Genomic DNA, 22,091 nt, shown 5'->3' with positions numbered 1-22,091 from the left:
ATGGCCAACAGATCCTCACCCCAGTCCGTGCACGGCGTCGCCGACCGGGCCACCGACAGCGACGCCTTCGAGTACATCGCTCGGGCCGGCTTCGCCGCCAGCGGCGTGCTGCACCTGCTGATCGGCTACATCATCCTGCAGCTCGCCCTCACCGGCGGCGGCGGAAACGCCGACCAGTCGGGGGCGCTGGCCACGCTCGGCAGCCAGACCGGAGGCAAGGTCATGCTGTGGGCCGCGGCGGTCGGCCTGGTGGCTCTGGGCCTGTGGCGCATCGCCGAGGCCGTCGTCGGTCCCCGGCCCGGGGAACGTTCCGGCTCCGATGACGACAACCCGGCCTGGAAACGTGCCCGATCTCTGGGCGTGGCCGTCGCGAACTTCGCCATCGCGCTGTCCGCCGCGCGGTTCGCGATGGGCAGCGGCCAGTCCAGCGGCCAGCAGAACGCGGGCATGTCCGCCCAGCTGATGCAGTCGGGATGGGGCAAGGCGGTGCTGATCGTCGTGGGCCTGGCCGTGGTGGCCGTCGGCGGGTATCACGTCTACAAGGGCGTGACGCAGAAGTTCCTCGACGATCTGCGCGTCTCCGGCGGCACCGCGATCGTCGCCACCGGGATCACCGGGTTCGTCGCTAAGGGCCTGGTGCTCGCCGGCGCCGGATTGCTCGTCATCATCGCCACCCTGCAGGCCGACCCGGCCAAGGCCAGCGGTCTCGACGCCGCGATCAAGACCCTCGGTCAGGCGCCGTTCGGGAAGTTCCTGCTGATCGCTGCGGCGCTGGGGATCGCCGCGTTCGGCGTGTACAGCTTCATCCGGAGCCGCTTCGGCCGCATGTGATCGCCTTTGGGCAGATGGTGAGGTGACGGTATCCTCACTTCGGTAAGCCTCAGCTCAGGTGCTCGGTACCTGTCGCCGAAAGGACTGCCCGGATGCGACGAGCGCCCCAACGGGTGCCTCGGGCCCTGCGATGAGCCCGCTGGTCGCTCACCTGCGCCGCCATGGCCAGAACGTCGCGGTGCTGACCGACTCGCGGCGACTCTGCTACGACGAGCTCGCCGACCTGGTCGCCGCCGCCGCCCGTGACCTGGGCGACCGACGTCGCCTGATCCTGCTCGAGACAAGAAACGACGTCGACACACTGGTCCGCTACCTGGCCGCGCTGGCCGGTGATCACGTGGTGATCCCTGTGCCGCCCGGACGCGACCACAGCGCGCTCATCACCACCTACCGGCCCGATGTGGTCATCGACGCGACGGGCATCCACCTGCGCCCGGGGGCCGGCCACGACTTGCACGATGATCTCGCCTTGCTGATGTCCACCTCCGGGAGTACCGGTTCCCCGAAACTTGTTCGACTCTCCCGCGCCAACCTGCTCGCCAACGCGTCGGCCATCGCCGAATATCTGCAGATCGACAGCACCGACAGGGCGGCAACCACGCTGCCGATGTCCTACTGCTACGGGCTGTCGGTCGTCCACAGCCATCTGCTGGTCGGCGCCGCGCTCATCCTGACCGAACACTCGGTGGCCGATGACGCGTTCTGGGATCTGTTCCGACGCCACCGGGGCACCACGTTCGCCGGGGTTCCGTACACCTTCGAACTGCTCGAGAGGGTCGACTTCGCCTCGATGCATCTGCCCCACCTGCGCTACCTGACCCAGGCCGGTGGCCGGATGCCCGCCGATCGGGTCCGCCGGTTCGCCACGCTGGCCGACAGGCAGGGCTGGCAGCTCTTCGTGATGTATGGGGCCACCGAAGCGACCGCACGAATGGCTTATCTGCCACCGGATCTCGCGCTGAGCCGCGCCTCGGCGATCGGCCTGCCGATCCCGGGGGGATCGTTTTCCCTCGAGCCTGTCGACGGTTGGCCCGAGGACGGCGCCGGCGAGTTGGTGTACCGAGGCCCCAACGTCATGATGGGCTACTCGCACGGCCCCGAGGATCTGTCACTCGGGTCCAGCATGGACGCGCTGCACACAGGCGACATCGCCCGCCGTGGCGGTGACGGATTGTACGAAGTCATCGGCCGCAGAAGCCGTTTCGTGAAGATGTACGGCCTGCGCATCGACCTCGCACAGGTCGAGACAACGTTGCGCGACAACGGCCTGCGTGCGCTGTGCACCGACAACGGCGAGCAGCTGGCGGTGGTGGCCGCCGGTGATCACCGCCCGAGAGAGCTGCAGCAGCTGGCCGCCGCCGCGGCGGGTATTCCCGCGGGCGCCGTGGCCGCCGCGTCCGTGCGGGAGTTACCGATGCTGGCGTCGGGCAAGCCCGACTACCCGGCGGCGCGTGCCCTGGTCTCCGGCACCGCCGCCGCGGCCCCGCCACCGAACGCCGACCTACGGGCGCTCTTCGCCGAAGTGCTCCACCTCGACCCCGCCGAGATCGACCCCGACGCCAGTTTCGTCGACCTCGGCGGCAACTCGCTGTCTTACGTGGCCATGTCGGTGCGGCTCGAACGTGCACTCGGCCGACTTCCGGCGCAGTGGCAGCGGCTGTCGCTGCGTGAACTCGAAGCACAGCCCGCGCCGCCACACCGGTGGTGGCGATCATGGGGCAGCACCTTGGAGACCAGCGTCGCGCTGCGCGCGGCCGCGATCCTGCTCATCGTCGGCTCACACGCCGAAGTCTTCGAACTGTGGGGCGGCGCCCACATCCTGCTGGGCGTCGCCGGCTACAACTTCGGCCGGTTCTGCCTGACGCCGCTGCCCAGGACGGACCGGATCCGCCATCTCGGCAACACGATCGCGTGGGTCGCGGTGCCGTCGGTGCTGTGGATCGCGGTCGCGCTGGTGATCACCGATGACTACCATCCGACGAATCTGTTGCTGGCCAACAAGTTCCTCGGCCCTTCCGACAGCATGACCGCGGGACGGCTGTGGTTCGTCGAAGTACTGGTGTGGACACTGGTCGCGCTCACGGTGCTGTTCTGGTTGCCGGCGGTGGACCGACTCGAACGTCGGCATTCGTTCACGCTGGCCACCGCATTCCTGGTGGGCGGCGTCGTCCTGCTGCGGTTCGACGTGCTGGGCCTGGGCATCGCCCGTGACGCATGGTTCACCGTGCTGGCCTTCTGGTTCTTCGCGGCGGGCTGGGCGGCGGCGAAGGCGACGACGATCCCACAGCGCGTCCTGGTGTCGGTCGTGTTGGCGGTAGGCGTGCATGGTTACTTCGGCAACACCCTGCGCGAGACCCTGGTGCTCGCCGGCCTCGCCCTGCTGATCTGGGTGCCCGTGATGCGTTGCCCGTCGGTGCTGGCGGCCGTCGCGGGCGTGGTCGCGGAGGCGTCGCTGTACACCTACCTGACCCACTACCAGGTCTATCCGTTGTTCGGCAGCTATCGGGTCCTCGGCGTCGTCGCATCGATCGCCGTCGGCGTCGCGATCACCGCGGCGGTGACCCGGCTGCGCAGACGGCTCGCCGAACGCAGGGTCAGCGCGCAGGATCCGGCACAGGCTCCCGCGCTGCGATCAAGCCTTCCTGAACCAGGGTCGCCGCGATGACGCCGTCGCTGCCGATCAGGCTCGCCGTGACGACCCCGCGGCCGCGCCCGGCCGCGGGTGAGCGGCATTCCAGCAGATTCCACTGATCTGCGATGATCCCGCGGTGAAACCAGGCGGAGGAATCGGTGGTTCCGCTGCGGTGGCTTCTCGACCGCATCGAGTGCCCGTGCACCTGCAGCGCCGGATCGATCAGGTAGACATCAGTGACATACACCGCGATCAGGGTGTGCACCAGAGGCTCGGCGGGCAGCGGCACCGTCGCCCGCCACCACAACCGGCGCACGAACTGCCCGTCGGACGTGCCGTCGACGACCCTGATGTCCAGTTCGTCCAGCGGCATCGACGGTGCGGGACCCGGGGGGCCGGTGCGGGGCAACGTCTGCGGGTCCTCCGGCATGGACCCGCGCAGGCCGTGTTCGGGCCCGGGCATCGCGGCGGCGAACGACATCGTCGCCGTGGCCAGTAGCCGCCCGTCCTGCAGCGCGTCGACCCGCCTGCAGGCCGCGGTGCGGCCGTCGAAAACCCGCTCCACCCGATAGTCGACGGGCGCTCCCGCGTCTCCCCCGCGCAGGAACTGCAGGTGCAGATTCGTCGGCGATTTTTCCGCGTTGACCGTCCGAGACGCCGCGGCCAGGGCCTGAGCCACCAACTGGCCGCCGTAGGCCCGCTTTCCGGCGGGGCCACTGCCCCGACCCTGCCAGGTGTCCCCGGATCCGGCGGTCACATCCAGCAGATCCAACAGGGTGCTCATCGCGGACCGGCCACGGTGCCGGATCGGACCAGCTCCTCGATCTTCTCGGCGGACAGTGCCAGATGATCGCCGAGGACCGCGGCGGTGTCGTCGCCGAGCGCGGGCGCGGGCACCGCCGCCGGGTAGGCCCCGTCGATCGACACCGGCAGGCCCGGAGCCAGATAGCGACCCACCCGTGGCTGGTCGACTTCGGTGAACATCGGGTTGGCGGTGACCCTTTCGTCTGCGGCGGTCTCGGCGAAGGTTCGGTAGCGCTCCCACAACACCGACGTCGTCGCGAGCGCGGCGCTGATGTCCTCTGCGGACCGGGCGGCGAACCATTCGGCGAACAGCGCACTCAGCGCACTGCGGTGCCGGTATCTCTCACCCTCGTCGGAGAAATCCGCGCCCAGCGACTCGGCCAGCGCCGCAACGGCTTCGGTGGTTTCGGTCAGCGCCGTCAGGTCGCGGAAGTGCCGACCCGTCAACACGACGACCATGAACGCCACCCCGTCGCTGCTGATGAAGTCCTGCCCGTAGGTTCCGTACACCGCGTTGCCGATGCGTTGCCGCGACGTGCCGTTGACCATCACCTCGGTGAACAGGCTGAGGTTGCCTGCCGTCGCCAACGCCACGTTCTCCAGCGGGATGCTGATGCGCTGGCCGTGACCGGTCGCATCGCGGTGACGCAGCGCGGTGACCACCGACAGTGCCACGTAGAGCCCGCAGCTGACATCCCACGCCGGCAGCACGTGGTTGACGGGTGTGGCCAGGTCGGCCGGCCCGGTGACCAACGGGAAACCGATAGCGGCGTTGACGGTGTAATCGACGCCGGTGCCACCGTCGGCGCGTCCCGACACCTCGACGTGGATCAGATCCGGCCGCAGATCTGTCAGGGTTTCGTAGGAATGCCATTGCCGGCCAGCAACATTGGTGATGAAAACGCCGCTGTCGGCGATCAGTTCGGCGACCAGCTGCTGCCCCTTTTCGGAGCGCATGTCGACCGCCAGCGAGCGCTTGCCCTTGTTCAGCCCGGCCCAATAGATGCTCTCGCCGCCCTCGGTGAGGGGCCAGCGGCGGTAGTCGGCCGCACCGCCGATCGGGTCCACGCGGATCACCTCGGCACCGAGCTGGGTCAGTGTCATCCCGGCAAGGGGCACCGCGACGAAGCTGGAGATCTCGACGATCCGCACCCCGGCGAGCGGGCGGGCCGGGTCAGGTGCAGCGGTCATCGGGTCAAGCTATCAAGCCCCGGACAGCACGCTCAGATCAGCTCGACCGCGTCGGCGATGGAGTCCAGCACGCGTCCCGGCCGGAACGGATAGCGCGCCACATCGTCGACCGTGGTGGATCCGGTGAGCACCAGGATGGTTTCCAGGCCCGCCTCGATGCCGGCGACGATGTCGGTATCCATTCGGTCGCCCACCATCACGGTGTTCTCCGAGTGCGCCTCTATCCGGTTCATCGCGCTGCGGAACATCATCGGGTTCGGTTTGCCGACAAAGTAGGGCTCGCGTCCGGTGGCCTTCGTAATCATCGCCGCGACCGAGCCGGTGGCCGGCAGCGGACCCTCGGCCGACGGTCCGGTGACGTCGGGATTCGTCGCGATGAAACGCGCGCCGCCGAGGATCAGCCGGACAGCTTTGGTGATCGCCTCGAACGAGTAGGTGCGGGTCTCACCGAGCACCACGAAGTCGGGCGCGACGTCGGTCAGGGTGTAGCCGGCCTCGTGCAGCGCCGTGGTGAGACCGGCCTCACCGATGACGTAGGCGGAGCCGCCTGGCAGTTGGTCGCCCAGGAACGTCGCGGTCGCCAATGCCGAGGTCCAGATCGATTCCTCCGGAACGGACAGCCCGGCGCGCATCAGCCGCGCCGCAAGGTCACGGGGGGTGAAGATGGAGTTGTTGGTCAGCACCAGAAAGGGTCGCTCGCGGTCGACGAGGCGCTGCAGGAACTCCGCGGCCCCGGGGAGCGCGTGTTCCTCGCGGACGAGTACGCCGTCCATGTCGGTGAGCCAGCACTGCGGTGTCGAAGCCATGATCTGCTTTCCCTGAGCTATTCGGGAAGCCGCAACTCCGGCTTCTCGACCTCTTCGATGTTGACGTCTTTGAACGTGATCACCCGGACCTGTTTGACGAACCGCGCGGGCCGGTACATGTCCCACACCCAGGCGTCGGCCAGCCGCAGTTCGAAATAGACCTCGCCGTCGGCGTTGTGCGGCACCATCTCGACGCTGTTGGCCAGGTAGAACCGCCGCTCGGTCTCCACGACGTAGCTGAACTGTCCGACGATGTCCTTGTACTCGCGGTAGAGCGAGAGCTCCATCTCGGTTTCGTACTTTTCGAGATCCTCGGCACTCATCTGCTCAACTGTCCTTCATGTAGGTCGGAGTCCACAGGACCCACTGGCCCAATCTTCCCGCACGTGAGTTCTGCATGCTCCCCGGGTTCCCCGTCAGCGCCGACTGTCACCAGGCGCCGCACGTTGATGAACGAGTACCGATGCTGTCTGGACGGGCCGAGGCTGGCCAGCGCCGCGGAGTGGGCGCGGGTGCTGTAACCCTTGTGCTCGGCGAAGCCGTAGCCGGGATGGTCGCGTTCCATGGCCACCATGAGTCGGTCGCGACTGACCTTGGCCAGCACGCTCGCCGCCGCGATGCACGCCGCGGCGGCGTCACCGCCCACCACCGGCAGCGACGGCGTCGGCAGGCCGGGTACCCGGAATCCGTCGGAGAGCACATAACCCGGCCGCACCGGCAGCCCCGCCACCGCCCGTCGCATCCCTTCGATGTTGGCGACGTGCACACCCCGGCGGTCCACCTCGACCGACGGGATGAACACCACGTGATAGGCCAGGGCATACCGGCGGATCAGCGGGAACAACCGTTCCCGCTCGGTCTCGTTGAGTCTCTTGGAATCGTCGAGCGCCGCCAGACTCTCCAACCGGTTGGGGCCGAGCACACACGCCGCCACCACCAGCGGCCCGGCACACGCACCCCGGCCGACCTCGTCGACCCCGGCCACCGGACCCAGACCGGCACGGTACAGCGCGGATTCCAGGGTGCGAAGGCCAGACGATTTGCGGATCACCACTCTCGGTGGCCAGGCAGCGCGCAAGTGTGAGGGCCTCCTGTCAGCGCTCAGCTGGATTCTTGGGGGTTCACCGAGCCCACACCGCCCCACCGTGACGGCGGCCAGGCGATGAACCGCGCCTTGCCGACGATGTTGTCCACCGGGATCGTCCCGGCAACGGGGTCACCGGTGCACAGCAGACCACGTTGCGCGTCCTCGGGTCGGTTACTGCAATGTGTGCGGGAGTCCGCCGAGTGGGTGCGGTTGTCGCCCATCACCCACACCCGGTCCTCGGGCACCGTCACCGGTCCGAACTCGTTGCCAAGGCACGGGTACACCGCGGGGTCGGCCATCATGGTGTCCGGACTGAGGTAGGGCTCGTCGAGCGGTTCCCCGTCGACGGTGAGACCGGTGTCGGCGCGGCATGCAACCGTCTGTCCGCCGACCGCGATGATTCGCTTCACCAGGTTGTTCTCGTCGGGTGGGACGAACCCGACCACTGCGAGCGCATTCTGTAGCCAACGGATCGCGGTGTTGTCCGACCGGATCGACTGGTAGCCGATGCTCCAGTTGGGCGGCCCCTTGAACACGACGACGTCCCCGGGCTCGGGTTCGGTGAACCGATAGGTCATCTTGTCGACCATGATGCGGTCGCCGACACAACCGGGACACCCGTGCAGCGTGGGTTCCATCGACTCCGACGGGATGAGGTACGGCCGGGCGATGAACGTCAGCATCACGTAGTACAGAACCACCGCGATGGTGATCAGCAGGGCCGCCTCGCGGACCGCGCCGCGCTTCTTCTTCGCCGGTTCCGGCTCGTCGTCGGCGGCTGCTGCGGCCGGATCTGCGGTACCGAGCGTGCGCTCGGACGACAGGTCGTCGGGTTCGGGTCGGCCGTCTGAGGGTCCGGTCACGAGATCAGCGTAGCCAGCGCGCCGAAGGTTTCGGCGCGAGCCGGCAGGTCAGCGCTTTTCCTTGATCTTCGCCTTCTTGCCCCGCAGCTCACGCAGGTAGTAGAGCTTGGCGCGACGCACGTCACCGCGGGTGACGATGTCGATGTGGTCGATGTTGGGCGAATGCACCGGGAAGGTCCGCTCGACGCCGACGCCGTAGCTTTCCTTGCGCACGGTGAAGGTCTCGCGGACGCCACCGCCCTGGCGGCGCAGCACGACGCCCTTGAAGACCTGGATGCGCTCCTTGGAGCCCTCGATGACCTTCACGTGGACGTTGATGGTGTCACCGGGGCCGAAATCCGGGACGTCGTCGCGCAACGACGACTGGTCGACGAAATCCAGGGTGTTCATCGGAGACACTTCCTTGCTGTTCGGGCTGCTGGCGGACGTCGCGGGGGACGCGCGCAGAGCCGATGGGTGATTCGGACGTCTGGGGCAGTCGTGCGGCGGTTCCGGCCGTGCACAGACAACTGCCCAATTGTGCCAGACGAACTCCGATTCCCCGAAATCGGAGTGTCCGCCCCGTGGGGTGTGGTGGCTTACATCGGCGCCCAGGCGGGGCCGGTCTTGTGAGGCTACCCTGGGAGAACGGGTATACGGCCTCGACCACGCAGGATCGGCTCGGCAGTTTCAGCCGAGAATTCACGGAGGACACAGATGCGCAGGCGGCCATCGAGGCTGGTCACCGAGTTGACGGCCGTGGTGACGGCGGCCGTTGTCATCGCCGGGTGCGAGGCCCAGGTGCACGGGTCGCCCCCTGCGCCGTCGGGCCCGCAGCGGACGGTGGTCGCACCGCTGGGCACCATGGCCCCGCTGCCCGAAGCCCCACCGGATGCGCCCAGCGCCGGCTTCGCCGGGTTGGCGGACCGCCAGCGGCTGGCCACCGACGAGGCGGCGGGAGCCGGCGCCGAGATCACCGCGGCGGTGCTGGACCGCAATACCGGCCAGTTGGTGACCAACGGCAACGGCATGACGATCGCCATCGCCTCGGTGGTCAAGCTGTTCATCGCAGACGACCTGCTGTTGCAGGTCTCTCGCGGTGAGACCACGCTGTCCCCCGAGGATCGGCAGTCGCTCGACGTGATGTTGCGGTCCTCCGACGACAGCGCTGCGGAGGTCTTCTGGAACCGCAGCGGCGGCAGCGCGATCATCAACCGCGTGGTCGCCCGGTACGGGCTGGGAGCGACCCGTCCGCCCGGCAACGGCCGGTGGTTCAACACCATCAGCACCACCACCGATCTGGTGCGCTACTACGACATGCTGCTGGCGGGCACCGGCGGACTGCCGCCCGAGCAGGCCGACATCATCCTGTCCGACCTGGCGGCGTCGACGCCCACGGCGCCCGACGGGATGGTCCCCGGCGGCATCTACCCGCAGCGGTTCGGCATCCCCGAGGGGCTGTTCGCCGAACCGGTGGCCGTGAAGCAGGGTTGGATGTGCTGCATCGGCGCCGACTGGATGCACCTGTCCACCGGTGTCGTCGGCTCCGAGCGCCGCTACGTGATGGTCATCGGGGCGATGCAGGCGGCCGATGACGACACCGCACGGCAGACCATCACCCAGGCCGTGAAGACGATGTTCCCCGACGGCCGCATCTAGTCCAGCAGATCCGGCCGGCGTTCACGGGTGCGCTCGAGCCCCTGCTCGTGGCGCCAGGCGGCGATCCGCGCGTGGTCGCCGGAGAGCAACACGTCCGGGACATCGAGTCCGCGCCAACTCGCCGGCCTGGTGTAGCTGGGGCCTTCCAACAGGCCGCCGACCAGGTCAGAATGTGAATCGTCGCGGTGGGACTCGGGATTGCCGAGCACGTCGGGCAGCAGGCGCACCGTCGCCTCGATCATCACCAGTGCCGCCGATTCACCACCGGGCAGGACGTAATCGCCGATGGAGACCTCCTCGACCCGCATCCGGCGCGCAGCGTCCTGTGCGACACGCTGGTCGATCCCTTCGTAGCGACCGCAGGCGAACACCAGATGTTCCTCACCACTCCAGCGCGCGGCGTCGGCCTGGGTGAACAGTCGGCCCGCCGGCGTCGGAATCACCAGAAGTGTGTTCTCCGAACAGATCTCATCGAGAGCCGCACCCCACACCGGGGCTTTCATCACCATTCCCGGGCCCCCACCGTAGGGCGAGTCGTCGACGGACCGATGGACGTCGTGGGTCCAATCCCGCAGGTCGTGCACGGCAAGTTGCACCACCCCGGCCTCGATGGCCCGGCCCGGCAACGACTGCCGCAGCGGTTCGAGGTACGCGGGAAAGATGCTCACCACATCAATGCGCACCGCGCACCTCACTCGAGGTCGGCAAGATCGAGCAATCCGTCAGGTGGATCGATCTCGACCACGCTGTCGGCAAGCGACACCGTGGGCACGATCGCGCTCACGAAGGGGATCAGGATCTCCCGGCCCTCGGCGGATCTGACGCTGAGCAGTTCACCGGCGGCGGTGTGCAACACCTCGGCGACCGTGCCGACATCCTCCCCGGTCACGGTCCGTACCCGCAGCCCCTCGAGCTGATGGTCGTAGAACTCGTCGGCTTCGGTGATCGGCGGCAGATCGTCGGAGTCGACGAGGAACAGCGTGCCGCGCATCGCCTCGGCGGCATCGCGGCTGCGGACTCCGTCCAGCCGCACGAGCAGCCGCCCGGAGTGTTCGCGAACCGATTCGACGGTGTAGTCGCGTTCGGAACCACCGCGGGGAGCGCGCCCCCGCAACGTCTCACCGGGCGCGAACCGGCCGTCGGGGTCGTCGGTGCGGACATCGACGACGATCTCACCGGTGACGCCGTGCGCCTTCGCCACGCGCCCGACGACCAGCTCCATGGGCGATTCCTACTGGTCGGTGTCCACCACGTCGACGCGGATACCCCGGCCACCGATACCGGCCACCAGGGTGCGCAACGCGGTAGCAGTGCGCCCCCCACGCCCGATGACCTTGCCGAGGTCTTCGGGATGGACGTGCACCTCGACCGTGCGGCCGCGACGGTTGGTCACCATGTCGACCCGGACGTCATCGGGATTGTCGACGATCCCGCGGACCAGATGCTCGACAGCGTCGACGACGACTGAACTCACCGGCGTGCTCAGCTCTCGCTGGGAGCGTCGGCGCTCTCGGCCGCGTCGGCGGTCTCGGTCTCGGCCTTCTCGGCGGCAGGCTTGTCGTCCGCTTTCGCGTCCGCTTTCTCGTCTGCTTTCTCGCCGGCAGGCTCGGCCTTCTTGGCCGGCGCCTTCTTCTTCTTGGGCTGGGTGGCCTCGCCGGTCGGAGCGCCATCGGCCTCGGCGAGCGCTGCATTGAACAGGTCGAGCTTGCTGGCCTTGGGCTCCTTGACCTTCAGCGTGCCCTCGGCGCCCGGCAGGCCCTTGAACTTCTGCCAGTCACCGGTGATCTTGAGCAGCTGCAGGACGGGCTCGGTGGGCTGGGCGCCCACGCCGAGCCAGTACTGGGCGCGTTCCGAGTCGATCTCGATGAGGCTGGGGTTTTCCTTCGGGTGGTACCGGCCGATGACCTCGATGGCGCGACCGTCGCGACGATTGCGTGCGTCGGCGACGGAGATGCGGTACTGGGGATTGCGGATCTTGCCGAAACGGGCGAGCTTGATCTTGACAGCCATGGTGGTGCGAATTCTCCTGTGATTGCCACGTTGGCAATTCAAGCGACGCGGGCGGGCTGCCCGGTCCGGTTTTGCCTTACGTGTGTGACCGCCTGGGGTCTCAGTCCCAGGGCAGACAGCCGCTCATTGTGCCAGAACCAGCATCGCAGGACGAAATCCCGGTGCAGCCGCCGCCTCAGTGCCTTGGCGAACCTTTACAAACTATGCAGCCAGTGTCACCCTCGCCCCATGGATGACGCCGCCGCTCTGCTGGAGATCGAGTCGATCAAACAGCTGAAGGCCCGCTACTGCCGGTACCTGGACACCAAGGACTGGGCCTCCTGGCGGACCCTCTTCACCGACGACTTTCGCAGCGACACGGTCGGCGCAGGCGGCAAGGTGATCGTCGGCGCCGATCCGTTCGTCGCGTTCACCCGCCGCAGCCTCGGCGACCGGGCCACCGTGCATCAGGTGCATGCACCGGAGATCGAGCTGACCTCGGCGACGACCGCGCACGCCGTGTGGGCCTTGGAAGATGTCGTCCGGCTGGCGCCGGGCGTGAACCTGCGCGGGTACGGCCACTACGACGAGACGTACCAGAAGATCGACGGGCGGTGGTTCCTCACGAGCTCGACGCTGACCAGGCTTCGGGAGGACATTTTCAACGTCGTCTTCTCCCTGTACATCTCGGACCGGATCAAGAAGGTGGCGCGCCGGCTGGCCCGCTGAGCGGGTCAGAGGATCTTGTCGAAGCACTTCTCCTCGACGCGCCTGCTCATCCGCCAGCCCTGCGCGGTCCGGACGAACTCGTCGAGGTACCAGATGCCGACAAAATAGATCTGCTGCTGGTCCCCGCCCATCACCATCGGGTTGAAGCAGATCGCCCGCGAGGTCGCGGTGTCGCCGGTGACGCGCACGTCGACGTTGCCCAGCATGTGGTAATACGCCGGGAAGTTCGGCAGCACCTCGGAGAGCCACGCCTTGATCTCGGGGAACTGTCCGTCGATGCCCCCGGCGGCCCGGTAGTCGATGTAGGCGTCGGAGGTGAACACCGCGTCGAGGTCGTCGAAGCGTCGCTGGTCGATCGCCGTCGAGTAGTCGATCAGCAGCTGCTGGATTTCCAAACGGTCCGAGATCTCCTCGAGGCTCAACATGGATTGATTGAACACGATCAACGACCGGGATTAGGCTCACCCGACATGACAAGGCTTCTCGCGTCCCTGGCGGTCACCGTGGGCTTGGTCGCGGGAACGTTCGGTCCCTTCGCGCCGACCGCTGCGGCCGTGCCCGCGACCGGGGTCATCCAGCCGGCGGGCTCGATGCCGATCCCCGACGGGCCGGCCCAGGCGTGGTTGGTGGCTGACATGGACACCGGCGCGGTGCTCGCTGCCCGCGACGAACACGGCCAGTACGCCCCGGCGAGCACCATCAAGGTGTTGCTCGCGTTGACGGTGCTCGACGAGCTACCACTCGACGCGACGATCGTGGCCAACGAGGCCGACACCCGGGTCGAATGCAACTGCGCGGGCGTGGCCCCGGGGAAGACGTACACCACCCGGCAGCTGCTGGAGGCGCTGCTGCTGGTGTCGGGCAACGACGCCGCCAACACGCTGGCCACGATGCTGGGCGGTCACGACGTCGCGGTGATGAAGATGAACGGCAAGGCCGCGCTGGTGGGCGCCTACGGAACCAACGCCGGGTCACCGTCGGGAATCGACGGGCCCGGCATCGACATGTGGTCCTCGCCGCACGATCTGGCGGTGATCTTCCGGGCCGCGATGGCCAACCCCGTCTTCGCCCAGATCACCGCGATGCCCACCGCCGTGTTCCCCACCAAGACCGGCGACAAGGTACTGGTGAATCAGGACCAGTTGCTGCAGCGCTATCCGGGCACCTTCGGCGGCAAGACCGGCTACACCGACCTCGCCCGCAAGACCTTCGTCGGAGGCGCCCAGCGCAACGGCAAGCGACTCGTGGTGGCGCTGATGTTCGGCCTCGACAAGGAGGGCGCGCCCAGCTACTGGGATCAGGCCGCCAGCCTGCTCGACTGGGGATTCGCGCTCGAACCGAACGCCGGTGTCAGCCGGCTCTGACCGGGCGAGAAGAGACCCGATGGAGACCTGATCGCGCGCTCAGCGAGTCCTGGCGCCACTACCGTCGCCTGCTGTGCGACGAAGTTTCGCCGGGCTGGCGCTCGCCCTCAGCGTGGTTCTGCCTGCCGCGATGACGGTCGGCGCACCCCCCGCGACGGCCCAGCCCGATACAGCGCCGGCCGCTGCGCAAGCGCTTCCGGACGGCCCCGCCAAGGCATGGCTGGTCGCCGACCTCGACACCGGCCGGGTGCTGGCCAGCCGGGACCCCTACGGCACCTACGCCCCGGCCAGCACGATCAAGGTGCTGCTGGCCACGGTGGTGCTCGATCACCTTCGGCCCGACAACTTCGCCCGGGCCAACACCTCCCACACCGACGTGGTGTGTTCCTGCGTCGGGCTGAAACCCGGCCAGGCCTACACCACCCGCCAGCTCCTCGAGGCGATCCTGATGGTGTCGGGCAACGATGCGGCCAACATGCTTGCCGACATGCTCGGCGGGAAGCAGGTGGCGTTGGCCGCGATGAACCGCAAAGCCGCCCTCGTCGGGGCGCGCAGCACCAAGGCGTCGTCGCCGTCGGGGCTGGACGGCCCCGGCTGGGAGTCGGTGACCACGCCACACGATCTCGCGGTCATCATGCGCGCGGCCCTGCAGTATCCGTTGATCGCCCAGATCATGCGGCAGCCGTCGGCGCAGTTCCCCGGCAAGACGATCACCAACCAGAACCAGCTGCTCACCCGATACCCGGGCGACCTCGGCGGCAAGACCGGTTACACCAACCTGGCCCGCAAGACCTACGTCGGCGCCGCCCAACGCGGCAACCGGCGCCTGGTGGTGGTGCAGATGTACGGCGACGGCGACCTCTACGGGCAGGCGACCAGGCTGCTCGACTGGGGATTCGCCCAGCCCTAGCGCGCTCACCCGCCGCGGAATAGTACTCCGGGTCGTGATCGCGGCCCCGATCACGACCCTGGCTTCACACTCGGCGATCAGTAGACGGCGCCGCGCAGGATCACCAGCGTCGGGGCGCCCAACACTGCCGCACCACTGCGCGGGTCGTCGGCGTAGCAGACCAGATCGGCCGACGCCCCGTGGGCCAGCCCCGGCCGGCCCAACCACTGCCGGGCGTCCCAACAAGCGGCACCCAGTGCTTCGGTCGGGGTCATCCCGATGCCCTTGAGCGCGTCGACCTCGTCGCCGATGCGGCCGTGGGCGACAGCGCTGCCGGCGTCGGTGCCTGCGTAGATGGGCACACCGGCCTCCCGCGCCGCGCCGATCCTGGCTGCACAACTCTGGTGCAGCGCGCGCATGTGGCGTTCGTAGCGGGGGTACTTGCTGGCTGCCGACGCGATGTCGGGGAAGTTCTCGATGTTGATCAGCGTGGGCACCAGCGCGGTGCCGTGCTCGACCATCAGGTCGACGGTGTCGTCGGTGAGCCCGGTGCCGTGCTCGATGCAGTCGATCCCTGCCTTGATCAGCCCCGGCAGCGCGTCCTCGCTGAACACGTGGGCCGTCACCCGCGCGCCATTGGCGTGGGCAGCCTCGATCGCGGCCTTGAGCACGTCGTCGGGCCACAGCGGCGCCAGGTCGCCGATGTCGCGGTCGATCCAGTCCCCCACCAGCTTGACCCAGCCGTCACCCCACCGGGCCTGCGCTGCCACCACGTCGGGCAACTGCCACTGGTCCTCCAACTCGATCGCGAACCCGCGCTGGTAGCGCTTGGGCCGCGCGAGATGGCGACCGGCGCGGATGAGGCGCGGCAAATCGGCTCGGTCGTCGAAGCTTCGGGTGTCGGTGGGCGACCCGGCGTCGCGCAGCAGCAGCGCCCCGGCGCCGCGCTCGGTTTCGGCCTGCGCGACGGCCTCGTCCATCTCGATCGGTCCGTGTTGGCCGAGCCCGACGTGGCAGTGCGCGTCGACCAGGCCGGGGAGGATCCACCCGCCATCCCCGTCAGCTCCGAACACCGTCTCCGCGCCGGTCACCGGTTCGGCGCTGAGCCGGCCATCGACGATCCACCACTCCACGGGTTCACCGTCGGGCAACCCGCGCCCCCGGACGTGCAGGGGCATCAGTTCTTGGGGAACTTCAGTTTCGACAGATCGATGTCGGCCAGGCCCGGTGGGAGCTCGTCGAGCCCCTTGGGCATGCTCGACAGGTCGGGGAAGCCGGCGGGCATGCCTGCGCCGAGCGGATTGCGCGTCTTCGGCGGCGTCGGGCCTGCGCCCGATTTGCGCCCCTTCTTGCCCTTCTGCTTGTTCTTGCCCTTGGCAGCCTTGCGAGTGTTCTTGCGGCCGAACGGCATCCCCATCTGGCCGGCCATCTGGGACATCATCTTGCGCGCCTCGAAGAAGCGGTCGACGAGCTGATTGACCTCCGAGACCGTCACCCCGGAGCCGTTGGCGATACGCAGCCGGCGCGAGGCGTTGATGATCTTCGGGTCGGCACGCTCGGCCGGGGTCATCCCGCGGATGATGGCCTGCACCCGGTCGAGTTGGTTGTCGTCGACGGCAGCCAGCGCGTCCTTCATCTGGCCGGCGCCCGGCAGCATGCCCAGCAGGTTGCCGATGGGCCCCATCTTGCGGATCGCCAGCATCTGCTCGAGGAAATCCTCGAGCGTGAGCTCGCCGCTGCCGATCTTGGCGGCCGTCGCCTCTGCCTGCTCGGCGTCGAAGTGCTGTTCTGCCTGCTCGATGAGCGACAGCACGTCGCCCATGCCCAGAATGCGCCCTGCCATCCGGTCGGGATGGAAGACGTCGAAGTCTTCGAGCTTCTCACCGCTCGACGCGAACAGGATCGGCACGCCGGTGACCTCGCGCACCGACAGCGCGGCGCCGCCGCGCGCGTCGCCGTCCAGCTTGGTCAGCACGACGCCGGTGAACCCGACACCCTCGCGGAACGCATCGGCCGTGGTCACAGCGTCCTGGCCGATCATCGCGTCGAGGACGAAGAGGGTTTCGTCGGGCGTGACGGCATCGCGGATGGCCGCGGCCTGACCCATCAGTTCCTCGTCGATACCGAGGCGGCCCGCGGTGTCGACGATGACGACGTCGTAGTGCTTGGCCCGCGCCTCGGCCAGACCCCCCGACGCCACGGCCACCGGGTCACCGGTTTTCATCTGCTCGATCGTGGCGCCGTCGGGCGACACACCGGGATGCGGCGCGAAGACGTGCACACCCGCCCGTTCGCCGACGATCTGGAGCTGGTTGACCGCTCCGGGACGTTGCAGGTCGCAGGCGACCAGCAGGGGTGTATGCCCTTGGCCCTTAAGCCATTTCGCGAGCTTTCCGGCCAGCGTGGTCTTACCCGAGCCTTGCAGGCCCGCCAGCATGATCACCGTCGGAGGGGTCTTGGCGAACGACAGCTGCCGGGTCTGGCCGCCGAGGATCCCGACGAGTTCCTCGTTGACGATCTTGACGACCTGCTGGGCCGGGTTCAGCGCCGCCGAGACCTCCGCACCCTTGGCGCGGTCTTTGATGCGGGCGACGAACTCGCGCACCACCGGCAGTGAGACGTCGGCTTCCAGCAGCGCCAGCCTGATCTCGCGGCTGGTGGCATCGATATCGGCGTCGGTGAGCCGACCCTTCCCGCGCAGGCCAGAGAGCGCGCCGGTCAACCGGTCGGAGAGGGATTCAAACACGAGGCCAGACTACTTGGCGTCCGGCTAGCTGGCTTCCTCGACCTGCTTGGTCGGCGGTGCGGGCAGCACCGCGTACAGCTCTCGCTCCAGCGCCTGACGCAGCGTGTTCTCCGGGCTGTCCGGCGGCAGTACCACCGCGAACGTGTCCACCACCGAGGATCCCAGCGTCGTCACCTTGGCCCAGGCGATGTCCACCCCGGCGCGTTCGAACACCGCGGTCAGCACCGCCAGCAGCCCGGCGCGATCGGTGGCCCGGATCTCCGCGAGCAGTTGTCCCGGGCCGGCCCCGGCATGCCAGATCACCCGGGGAGGCGCCGCCGGTGCGTTGACCGGCACAGCTGCCCGCGCCTCGCCCGCCCGGCCCGCTTGCGAGCTGTCCCCGCCGCGCAGCTCCAGCGCCCCCAGAACGTCGAGCTCCCCCTCGACGGCGAGGATCAACTGCTGCCGCAGCAGCTCCGCCGCCGGTGGGGTGCCGAAGTGCGGGGAGACGACGAAGGTGTTGATCGCCGAGCCCTGGTGCGAGTTCACCGACGCGGAGTGCACTCGCAACTTGTTGAGAGCCAAGACGCCGGCCGCCTTCGACAGCAGGCCTCGCCTATCCGGCACGATCATCGTCACGTTGTAGATGTGCGGGTTGTCGGCGGGCGTCATCTCGACATGCACGCCCTCGCCGGCAGCCAACGAAAGAAACCGCGGGTCAACGGGATCGGGTGCGGGCAGGCTCTCGCCGGCCATCACCATCCGGCATCGCCGCACCAGGTCGCCGAGCAGCGAGGCCTTCCAGTCCCCCCAGACGCCCGGGCCGGTGGCCAGCGAGTCGGCCTCGGCGAGCACATGCAGCAGTTCCAGCACCACCGGATCGCCGCCGAGGGCATCGACCACGGCAGCGATGGTCTTGGGGTCCTGCAGATCCCGCCTGGTGGCGGTCTGCGGCAGCAGCAGATGATGGCGCACCACCTTCGACAAGATGTCGACGTCGGAGGGCCACAGCCCCAGCCGGTTGCCGATCTGGGTGGCCAGCTCGGCCCCGATGACGCTGTGGTCCCCACCCCTGCCCTTGCCGATGTCGTGTACCAGAGCGCCGAGCACGAGAAGGTCGGGCCGGGCCACCCTGGTCGTGAAACCGCTTGCCCGGGAAACGGTTTCGACAAGATGACGGTCCACGGTCCAGATGTGGACGACATCGCGCGGCGGCAGGTCGCGGACGGCACCCCATTCGGGGAACAGCCGGCCCCACAGCCCGGTGCGGTCGAGCGCTTCGATCGTTGCCACCGCGGACGGACCTGCGGCGAGCATCACGAGCAGGTCCTTGAGCGCCTGACGCGGCCAGGGGGTGCGCAGCTCCGGCGCGTTCTCCACCAGGCGACTCAGGGTGGAAGCCGCCATCGGCAAACCGGTGGTCGCCGACGCTGCTGCCACCCGCAGGATCAGACCCGGATCGCGCTCCGGGCGGGCATCGCGGGCCAGGATCACCTCGCCGTTGAACTCGACGACACCTTCATCGATGGGACGGCGTACCGGACGGCGCAATGCGGCAAGCCCGCGGCGGGGCAACGAATTTCCCGCCGTGCGGATCCCCGCGTCGACGTAGTAGCTGACGGTGCGTGCGGCGTCGGACAGCATCCTCGCCAGATCGAACCGGTCGCCGATACGAAGCAGGGCGCCGATCTCGTCGGCGTGCTGAGCCAGCAGCAGTTCACGGCCGCGTCCGGCGACGCGGTGCAACTCGGTGCGGACGTTGAGCAGCGACAGATGCGCCTCGCCGAGGGTTTCGGTCGGCGACGCCAGCGACCGGCTCGGGTACACGTCGGCCAGTTGCGCGATGGCCAGTGCGTTGAGCAGTTGGACGTCGCGCAGACCGCCCCGGCCGCACTTGAGGTCCGGCTCTGCGCGGTGGGCGATCTGGCCGCTGCGCTGCCACCGCGCCCTGGTGTGCTCGACCAGTTCGTCGAACCGCGACGCGATCCCGGTACGCCATTGGCTGCGCGCACCGCTGATCAGCAGCGACGACAGGTCGGCGTCCCCGGCGATGTGCCGCGCCTCGAGCATCGCCAGCCCGGCCGAGATGTCCTCGCCGCCGACCTTGAGCGCCTGCGGCACCGTGCGGACACTGTGGTCGAGGCGAATGTTGGCGTCCCACAACGGATACCACAACAGTTCGGCCACCTCACCCACCACCTCGGTGGGCATGTTGTCGTGCAACAACATCAGATCGAGATCGGAGTAGGGCAGGATCTCGCCCCTACCCAATCCCCCGGTTGCGACGATCGCGAAGCCACTCGTCGGGGTGATGCCGATCTCGGTGGCCTTGGAGGCCAGCCAGAAATCGTAGAGATCCAGCAGCGCGGTGCGCAGCGCGGCCGAGTCCAGTTGACGTGGTCCGCCGACCAGTAGCTGTTGGGCGGCGGCGACCAGATCGGTTGCGGGACGCAAAGAACCCGCCGCCGGGCGCACCCAACGAGGGGCTCCGGCGGCGGGGTCTTGCTTGTGTCCTGTCATGAGTTGTCCTCTCCGGCACTGACCGGTCTAGCGCTCTTCCGGTGCAATGCCGGGAAACGACGGCTCATTCCACGCTGTGTCTCAGAGGGCGTCGGCCCCCCGCTCACCCGTGCGCACCCGAACCACGGTGTCGACCGGGCTGACCCAGACCTTTCCGTCACCGATCTTTCCGGTGCGCGCAGCCTGGACGATGACATCCACCACCTTGTCCACGGCGGCGTCGTCGACGACGACCTCCACGCGCACCTTGGGCACGAAGTCCACCGAGTACTCGGCTCCTCGGTACACCTCGGTGTGCCCCTTCTGGCGGCCGTAACCCTGAACCTCGCTGACCGTCATACCGAGTATGCCCGTCTGTTCGAGACCGGTCTTCACATCCTCCAGCGTGAACGGCTTGACGATCGCAGTAATCAGCTTCATGTAGTCGATCCCTTCCGATGAAATTGTCGCCGATCAGGCGAGCTCGTAAGCCGTTTCGGCGTGTTCGGTTTCATCGATACCAGTGTCCTCGTCCTCCTGGGACACCCGCCAGCCCAGAGGCTTGACGATGAACGCGATGATCACGGTCATGATGCCGGTGAAGATGACCGCCACCAGTGCGATGACGACCTGCACGACGAGCTGCTGGACGCCGCCACCGTAGAACAGACCGGTATCCAGGGCCAGGAATCCGATTCCGACGGTGCCCCACAGCCCGGCGACCAGGTGGACGCCGACGACGTCGAGCGAATCGTCGTAACCGAACTTGTACTTCAGCCCGATGGCGAGTGCGGAGAGCACACCGGCGATCGCACCGAGGATCAGCGAGCCGATCGCGCTGAGCGAACCACATGCGGGGGTGATCGCGACCAGACCGGCGACGACACCCGAAGCGGCGCCGACGCTGGTGGCGTGGCCGTCACGGATGCGTTCCACCAGCAACCACGCCAGCATTGCGGCCGCGGTGGCGGCAGTGGTGTTGACCCACACCACGCCGGCGAGCATGTCCGCAGCGCCTTCGGAGCCCACGTTGAAGCCGAACCAGCCGAACCACAGGATGGCCGCGCCGAGCAGCACGAAAGGAACGTTGTGCGGACGGAAGGCGGACTTGCCGAAGCCGGCGCGCTTTCCGAGCAGGATCGCCAACACCAGAGCGGCCATGCCGGCGTTGATGTGCACCACTGTGCCACCGGCGAAGTCGATCGGTGCGACGTTGGCGGCACCTTCGTCATCCACGCCGAACAGTTTGGCCGCGATGCCCGACTCCGAGGCCGACAGCAGGCCACCGCCCCAGACCATGTGCGACAGAGGGAAGTACACCAGGGTGACCCAGATGCCGCCGAACAGCAGCCAGGTGCCGAACTTCATCCGTTCGGCCACCGCCCCGCTGATCAGGGCGACGGTGATCACCGCGAAGGTGAGCTGGAAGGCCACCCAGACGATGGCGGGTACCGTCCCGAATCCACCGAGCACAAACGTGTCGACACCGTCGATCTCACGCACCTCGCTCAACTGGCTCAGACCGAAGAGTGAGAACGGGTTGTCGAAGATCCCGAGAATGTCGCTGTTCCCGGTGTGCGCCGACGCGAACGACATCGAATAGCCCCACAACACGTAGATGACGCTGACGACCCCGAGGGAGCCGAACGACATCATCATCATGTTGAGGACGGACTTCTGTCGGGACAGACCGCCGTAGAAGAACGCCAGGCCCGGTGTCATGAACAACACCAGCGCGGCGGATGTGAGCACCCATGCCGTGTCACCGGCGCTCAGGCCCTCAGGCCCGAACGGCAGAAACATCTCGTCCGGTATGGCTAGGGCCACATCATGCAAGCCAACCACTTTGTGTGAACCTCCTTGGGGATGACAGCCGACAGGATCGGCCTCGCAAAGAGACTGTTCGGCCCGCGTTTCACCTGTGATTCTGTTGTGTTTCGGCTGCGTGAACGGACACACTCAAGTGGTTACGCTCGTGTTTCGACGACCAAGATCAGCAAAAAGCCTTGGGCCGTGACACAATTACCGACCCGTTTGCACTCTG

General features: G+C 67.9%; 23 protein-coding genes. 6 read left to right on the top strand and 17 right to left on the bottom strand.

All coding sequences use genetic code 11. The features are described from left to right. Entirely contained in the window at positions 1 to 831 is an 831-nt protein-coding gene (locus G6N53_RS14675) for a DUF1206 domain-containing protein (protein WP_163889464.1), read from the top strand. A 130-nt stretch (positions 832 to 961) separates the two neighbouring features. After that, positions 962 to 3,496 (top strand): non-ribosomal peptide synthetase, encoded by a 2,535-nt coding sequence (locus G6N53_RS14670; RefSeq protein ID WP_163889462.1) that lies wholly within the window; start codon positions 962 to 964, stop codon positions 3,494 to 3,496. Here the strand turns inward: G6N53_RS14670 and G6N53_RS14665 are convergent. From G6N53_RS14665 to rplS, 7 genes are read right to left on the bottom strand one after another with little or no spacing between them, the layout of a single operon-like run. Beyond that, positions 3,426 to 4,247, bottom strand: a complete 822-nt coding sequence (locus tag G6N53_RS14665) for an acyl-CoA thioesterase (protein WP_163889460.1) — start codon at positions 4,245 to 4,247, stop codon at positions 3,426 to 3,428. The two genes, G6N53_RS14670 and G6N53_RS14665, sit on opposite strands and share 71 nt — an antisense overlap. Continuing rightward, positions 4,244 to 5,458 (bottom strand): CoA transferase, encoded by a 1,215-nt coding sequence (locus G6N53_RS14660; RefSeq protein ID WP_163889458.1) that lies wholly within the window; start codon positions 5,456 to 5,458, stop codon positions 4,244 to 4,246. The genes G6N53_RS14665 and G6N53_RS14660 overlap by 4 nt, the downstream gene beginning before the upstream one ends. Positions 5,459 to 5,490: 32 nt before the next feature. Then, positions 5,491 to 6,264, bottom strand: a complete 774-nt coding sequence (locus tag G6N53_RS14655; protein ID WP_163889456.1) for an HAD-IIA family hydrolase — start codon at positions 6,262 to 6,264, stop codon at positions 5,491 to 5,493. Between the two features lie 17 nt (positions 6,265 to 6,281). Then, positions 6,282 to 6,587, bottom strand: a complete 306-nt coding sequence (locus G6N53_RS14650) for a DUF2469 domain-containing protein (protein WP_137148053.1) — start codon at positions 6,585 to 6,587, stop codon at positions 6,282 to 6,284. Then, on the bottom strand, positions 6,584 to 7,342 hold the full coding sequence (locus G6N53_RS14645; RefSeq protein WP_163889454.1) for a ribonuclease HII: 759 nt from the start codon (positions 7,340 to 7,342) through the stop codon (positions 6,584 to 6,586). The genes G6N53_RS14650 and G6N53_RS14645 overlap by 4 nt, the downstream gene beginning before the upstream one ends. Positions 7,343 to 7,365: 23 nt before the next feature. Then, positions 7,366 to 8,214: a signal peptidase I gene (gene lepB, locus G6N53_RS14640; RefSeq protein WP_163889452.1), complete on the bottom strand. Its 849-nt coding sequence runs from the start codon at positions 8,212 to 8,214 to the stop codon at positions 7,366 to 7,368. A gap of 48 nt (positions 8,215 to 8,262) precedes the next feature. After that, a complete protein-coding gene (rplS, locus tag G6N53_RS14635; protein ID WP_163889450.1) occupies positions 8,263 to 8,604 on the bottom strand; it encodes a 50S ribosomal protein L19 in 342 nt (113 codons plus the stop codon). Positions 8,605 to 8,910: 306 nt separating this feature from the next. On the opposite strand from rplS, the gene G6N53_RS14630 reads away from it, so the two are divergent. Beyond that, complete coding sequence (locus tag G6N53_RS14630) at positions 8,911 to 9,852, top strand: serine hydrolase (protein WP_163889448.1); 942 nt, start codon at positions 8,911 to 8,913, stop codon at positions 9,850 to 9,852. Here G6N53_RS14630 and trmD read toward each other — a convergent pair. Genes trmD through rpsP form a run of 4 tightly spaced genes read right to left on the bottom strand, consistent with a single transcriptional unit; the run spans position 9,849 to position 11,862 of the window. Continuing rightward, positions 9,849 to 10,535 (bottom strand): tRNA (guanosine(37)-N1)-methyltransferase TrmD, encoded by a 687-nt coding sequence (gene trmD, locus G6N53_RS14625; RefSeq protein ID WP_163889445.1) that lies wholly within the window; start codon positions 10,533 to 10,535, stop codon positions 9,849 to 9,851. The two genes, G6N53_RS14630 and trmD, sit on opposite strands and share 4 nt — an antisense overlap. Positions 10,536 to 10,543: 8 nt before the next feature. Then, positions 10,544 to 11,074 (bottom strand): ribosome maturation factor RimM, encoded by a 531-nt coding sequence (gene rimM / locus G6N53_RS14620; protein ID WP_163889443.1) that lies wholly within the window; start codon positions 11,072 to 11,074, stop codon positions 10,544 to 10,546. Between the two features lie 9 nt (positions 11,075 to 11,083). Beyond that, positions 11,084 to 11,326 carry an RNA-binding protein gene (locus G6N53_RS14615; protein WP_005148848.1) on the bottom strand — a complete coding sequence of 81 codons (243 nt, stop codon included), beginning with the start codon at positions 11,324 to 11,326 and terminating at the stop codon, positions 11,084 to 11,086. 8 nt (positions 11,327 to 11,334) lie between these two features. After that, positions 11,335 to 11,862: a 30S ribosomal protein S16 gene (gene rpsP, locus G6N53_RS14610; RefSeq protein WP_163889441.1), complete on the bottom strand. Its 528-nt coding sequence runs from the start codon at positions 11,860 to 11,862 to the stop codon at positions 11,335 to 11,337. A 228-nt stretch (positions 11,863 to 12,090) separates the two neighbouring features. On the opposite strand from rpsP, the gene G6N53_RS14605 reads away from it, so the two are divergent. After that, positions 12,091 to 12,570, top strand: coding sequence for a nuclear transport factor 2 family protein (locus G6N53_RS14605; RefSeq protein WP_163889439.1), 480 nt, complete (start codon positions 12,091 to 12,093; stop codon positions 12,568 to 12,570). A 5-nt stretch (positions 12,571 to 12,575) separates the two neighbouring features. Here the strand turns inward: G6N53_RS14605 and G6N53_RS14600 are convergent, their stop codons facing one another. Then, complete coding sequence (locus tag G6N53_RS14600) at positions 12,576 to 12,995, bottom strand: nuclear transport factor 2 family protein (RefSeq protein WP_163889437.1); 420 nt, start codon at positions 12,993 to 12,995, stop codon at positions 12,576 to 12,578. A 45-nt stretch (positions 12,996 to 13,040) separates the two neighbouring features. Between G6N53_RS14600 and G6N53_RS14595 the strand changes: the two genes are divergently transcribed. Both G6N53_RS14595 and G6N53_RS14590 read left to right on the top strand, forming a co-directional pair. After that, positions 13,041 to 13,934, top strand: coding sequence for a D-alanyl-D-alanine carboxypeptidase family protein (locus tag G6N53_RS14595; RefSeq protein ID WP_163889435.1), 894 nt, complete (start codon positions 13,041 to 13,043; stop codon positions 13,932 to 13,934). Between the two features lie 73 nt (positions 13,935 to 14,007). Then, positions 14,008 to 14,844: a D-alanyl-D-alanine carboxypeptidase family protein gene (locus G6N53_RS14590; protein ID WP_163889432.1), complete on the top strand. Its 837-nt coding sequence runs from the start codon at positions 14,008 to 14,010 to the stop codon at positions 14,842 to 14,844. Between the two features lie 77 nt (positions 14,845 to 14,921). On the opposite strand, the gene G6N53_RS14585 is transcribed toward G6N53_RS14590, so the two are convergent. From G6N53_RS14585 to G6N53_RS14565, 5 genes are all read right to left on the bottom strand, one after another. Continuing rightward, positions 14,922 to 16,001 carry an amidohydrolase family protein gene (locus tag G6N53_RS14585; protein ID WP_163889430.1) on the bottom strand — a complete coding sequence of 360 codons (1,080 nt, stop codon included), beginning with the start codon at positions 15,999 to 16,001 and terminating at the stop codon, positions 14,922 to 14,924. Beyond that, a complete protein-coding gene (ffh, locus tag G6N53_RS14580; protein ID WP_163889428.1) occupies positions 16,001 to 17,569 on the bottom strand; it encodes a signal recognition particle protein in 1,569 nt (522 codons plus the stop codon). Before ffh ends, G6N53_RS14585 begins: the two co-directional genes overlap by 1 nt. Positions 17,570 to 17,593: 24 nt before the next feature. Then, positions 17,594 to 20,068 (bottom strand): [protein-PII] uridylyltransferase, encoded by a 2,475-nt coding sequence (locus G6N53_RS14575; RefSeq protein ID WP_163889426.1) that lies wholly within the window; start codon positions 20,066 to 20,068, stop codon positions 17,594 to 17,596. An 81-nt stretch (positions 20,069 to 20,149) separates the two neighbouring features. Continuing rightward, positions 20,150 to 20,488: a P-II family nitrogen regulator gene (locus G6N53_RS14570; protein ID WP_163889424.1), complete on the bottom strand. Its 339-nt coding sequence runs from the start codon at positions 20,486 to 20,488 to the stop codon at positions 20,150 to 20,152. 33 nt (positions 20,489 to 20,521) lie between these two features. Further along, the gene (locus G6N53_RS14565; RefSeq protein ID WP_163895898.1) at positions 20,522 to 21,874 is read right to left on the bottom strand and encodes an ammonium transporter; all 1,353 of its coding nucleotides are present in this window, start codon (positions 21,872 to 21,874) and stop codon (positions 20,522 to 20,524) included. Positions 21,875 to 22,091: the final 217 nt, after the last annotated feature.

It is taken from the genome of Mycolicibacterium hippocampi, from assembly GCF_010723735.1.
Lineage (GTDB): Bacteria > Actinomycetota > Actinomycetes > Mycobacteriales > Mycobacteriaceae > Mycobacterium > Mycobacterium hippocampi.
Note: the sequence above shows the minus strand (reverse complement) of the source record. Positions and strands in the feature narration are given on the sequence as shown.

Excerpts from the sequence above, each read along its gene's own strand:
- G6N53_RS14675 (WP_163889464.1), top strand. The coding sequence starts at position 1 with ATGGCCAACAGATCCTCACCCCAGTCCGTGCACGGCGTCGCCGACCGG.
- rpsP (WP_163889441.1), bottom strand. The coding sequence starts at position 11,862 with ATGGCTGTCAAGATCAAGCTCGCCCGTTTCGGCAAGATCCGCAATCCC.
- G6N53_RS14595 (WP_163889435.1), top strand. The coding sequence starts at position 13,041 with ATGACAAGGCTTCTCGCGTCCCTGGCGGTCACCGTGGGCTTGGTCGCG.
- G6N53_RS14600 (WP_163889437.1), bottom strand. The coding sequence starts at position 12,995 with ATGTTGAGCCTCGAGGAGATCTCGGACCGTTTGGAAATCCAGCAGCTG.
- G6N53_RS14605 (WP_163889439.1), top strand. The coding sequence starts at position 12,091 with ATGGATGACGCCGCCGCTCTGCTGGAGATCGAGTCGATCAAACAGCTG.
- G6N53_RS14570 (WP_163889424.1), bottom strand. The coding sequence starts at position 20,488 with ATGAAGCTGATTACTGCGATCGTCAAGCCGTTCACGCTGGAGGATGTG.
- G6N53_RS14655 (WP_163889456.1), bottom strand. The coding sequence starts at position 6,264 with ATGGCTTCGACACCGCAGTGCTGGCTCACCGACATGGACGGCGTACTC.
- rimM (WP_163889443.1), bottom strand. The coding sequence starts at position 11,074 with ATGGAGCTGGTCGTCGGGCGCGTGGCGAAGGCGCACGGCGTCACCGGT.
- G6N53_RS14585 (WP_163889430.1), bottom strand. The coding sequence starts at position 16,001 with ATGCCCCTGCACGTCCGGGGGCGCGGGTTGCCCGACGGTGAACCCGTG.
- G6N53_RS14650 (WP_137148053.1), bottom strand. The coding sequence starts at position 6,587 with ATGAGTGCCGAGGATCTCGAAAAGTACGAAACCGAGATGGAGCTCTCG.
- G6N53_RS14630 (WP_163889448.1), top strand. The coding sequence starts at position 8,911 with ATGCGCAGGCGGCCATCGAGGCTGGTCACCGAGTTGACGGCCGTGGTG.
- G6N53_RS14660 (WP_163889458.1), bottom strand. The coding sequence starts at position 5,458 with ATGACCGCTGCACCTGACCCGGCCCGCCCGCTCGCCGGGGTGCGGATC.
- G6N53_RS14670 (WP_163889462.1), top strand. The coding sequence starts at position 962 with ATGAGCCCGCTGGTCGCTCACCTGCGCCGCCATGGCCAGAACGTCGCG.
- G6N53_RS14575 (WP_163889426.1), bottom strand. The coding sequence starts at position 20,068 with ATGACAGGACACAAGCAAGACCCCGCCGCCGGAGCCCCTCGTTGGGTG.
- G6N53_RS14665 (WP_163889460.1), bottom strand. The coding sequence starts at position 4,247 with ATGAGCACCCTGTTGGATCTGCTGGATGTGACCGCCGGATCCGGGGAC.
- rplS (WP_163889450.1), bottom strand. The coding sequence starts at position 8,604 with ATGAACACCCTGGATTTCGTCGACCAGTCGTCGTTGCGCGACGACGTC.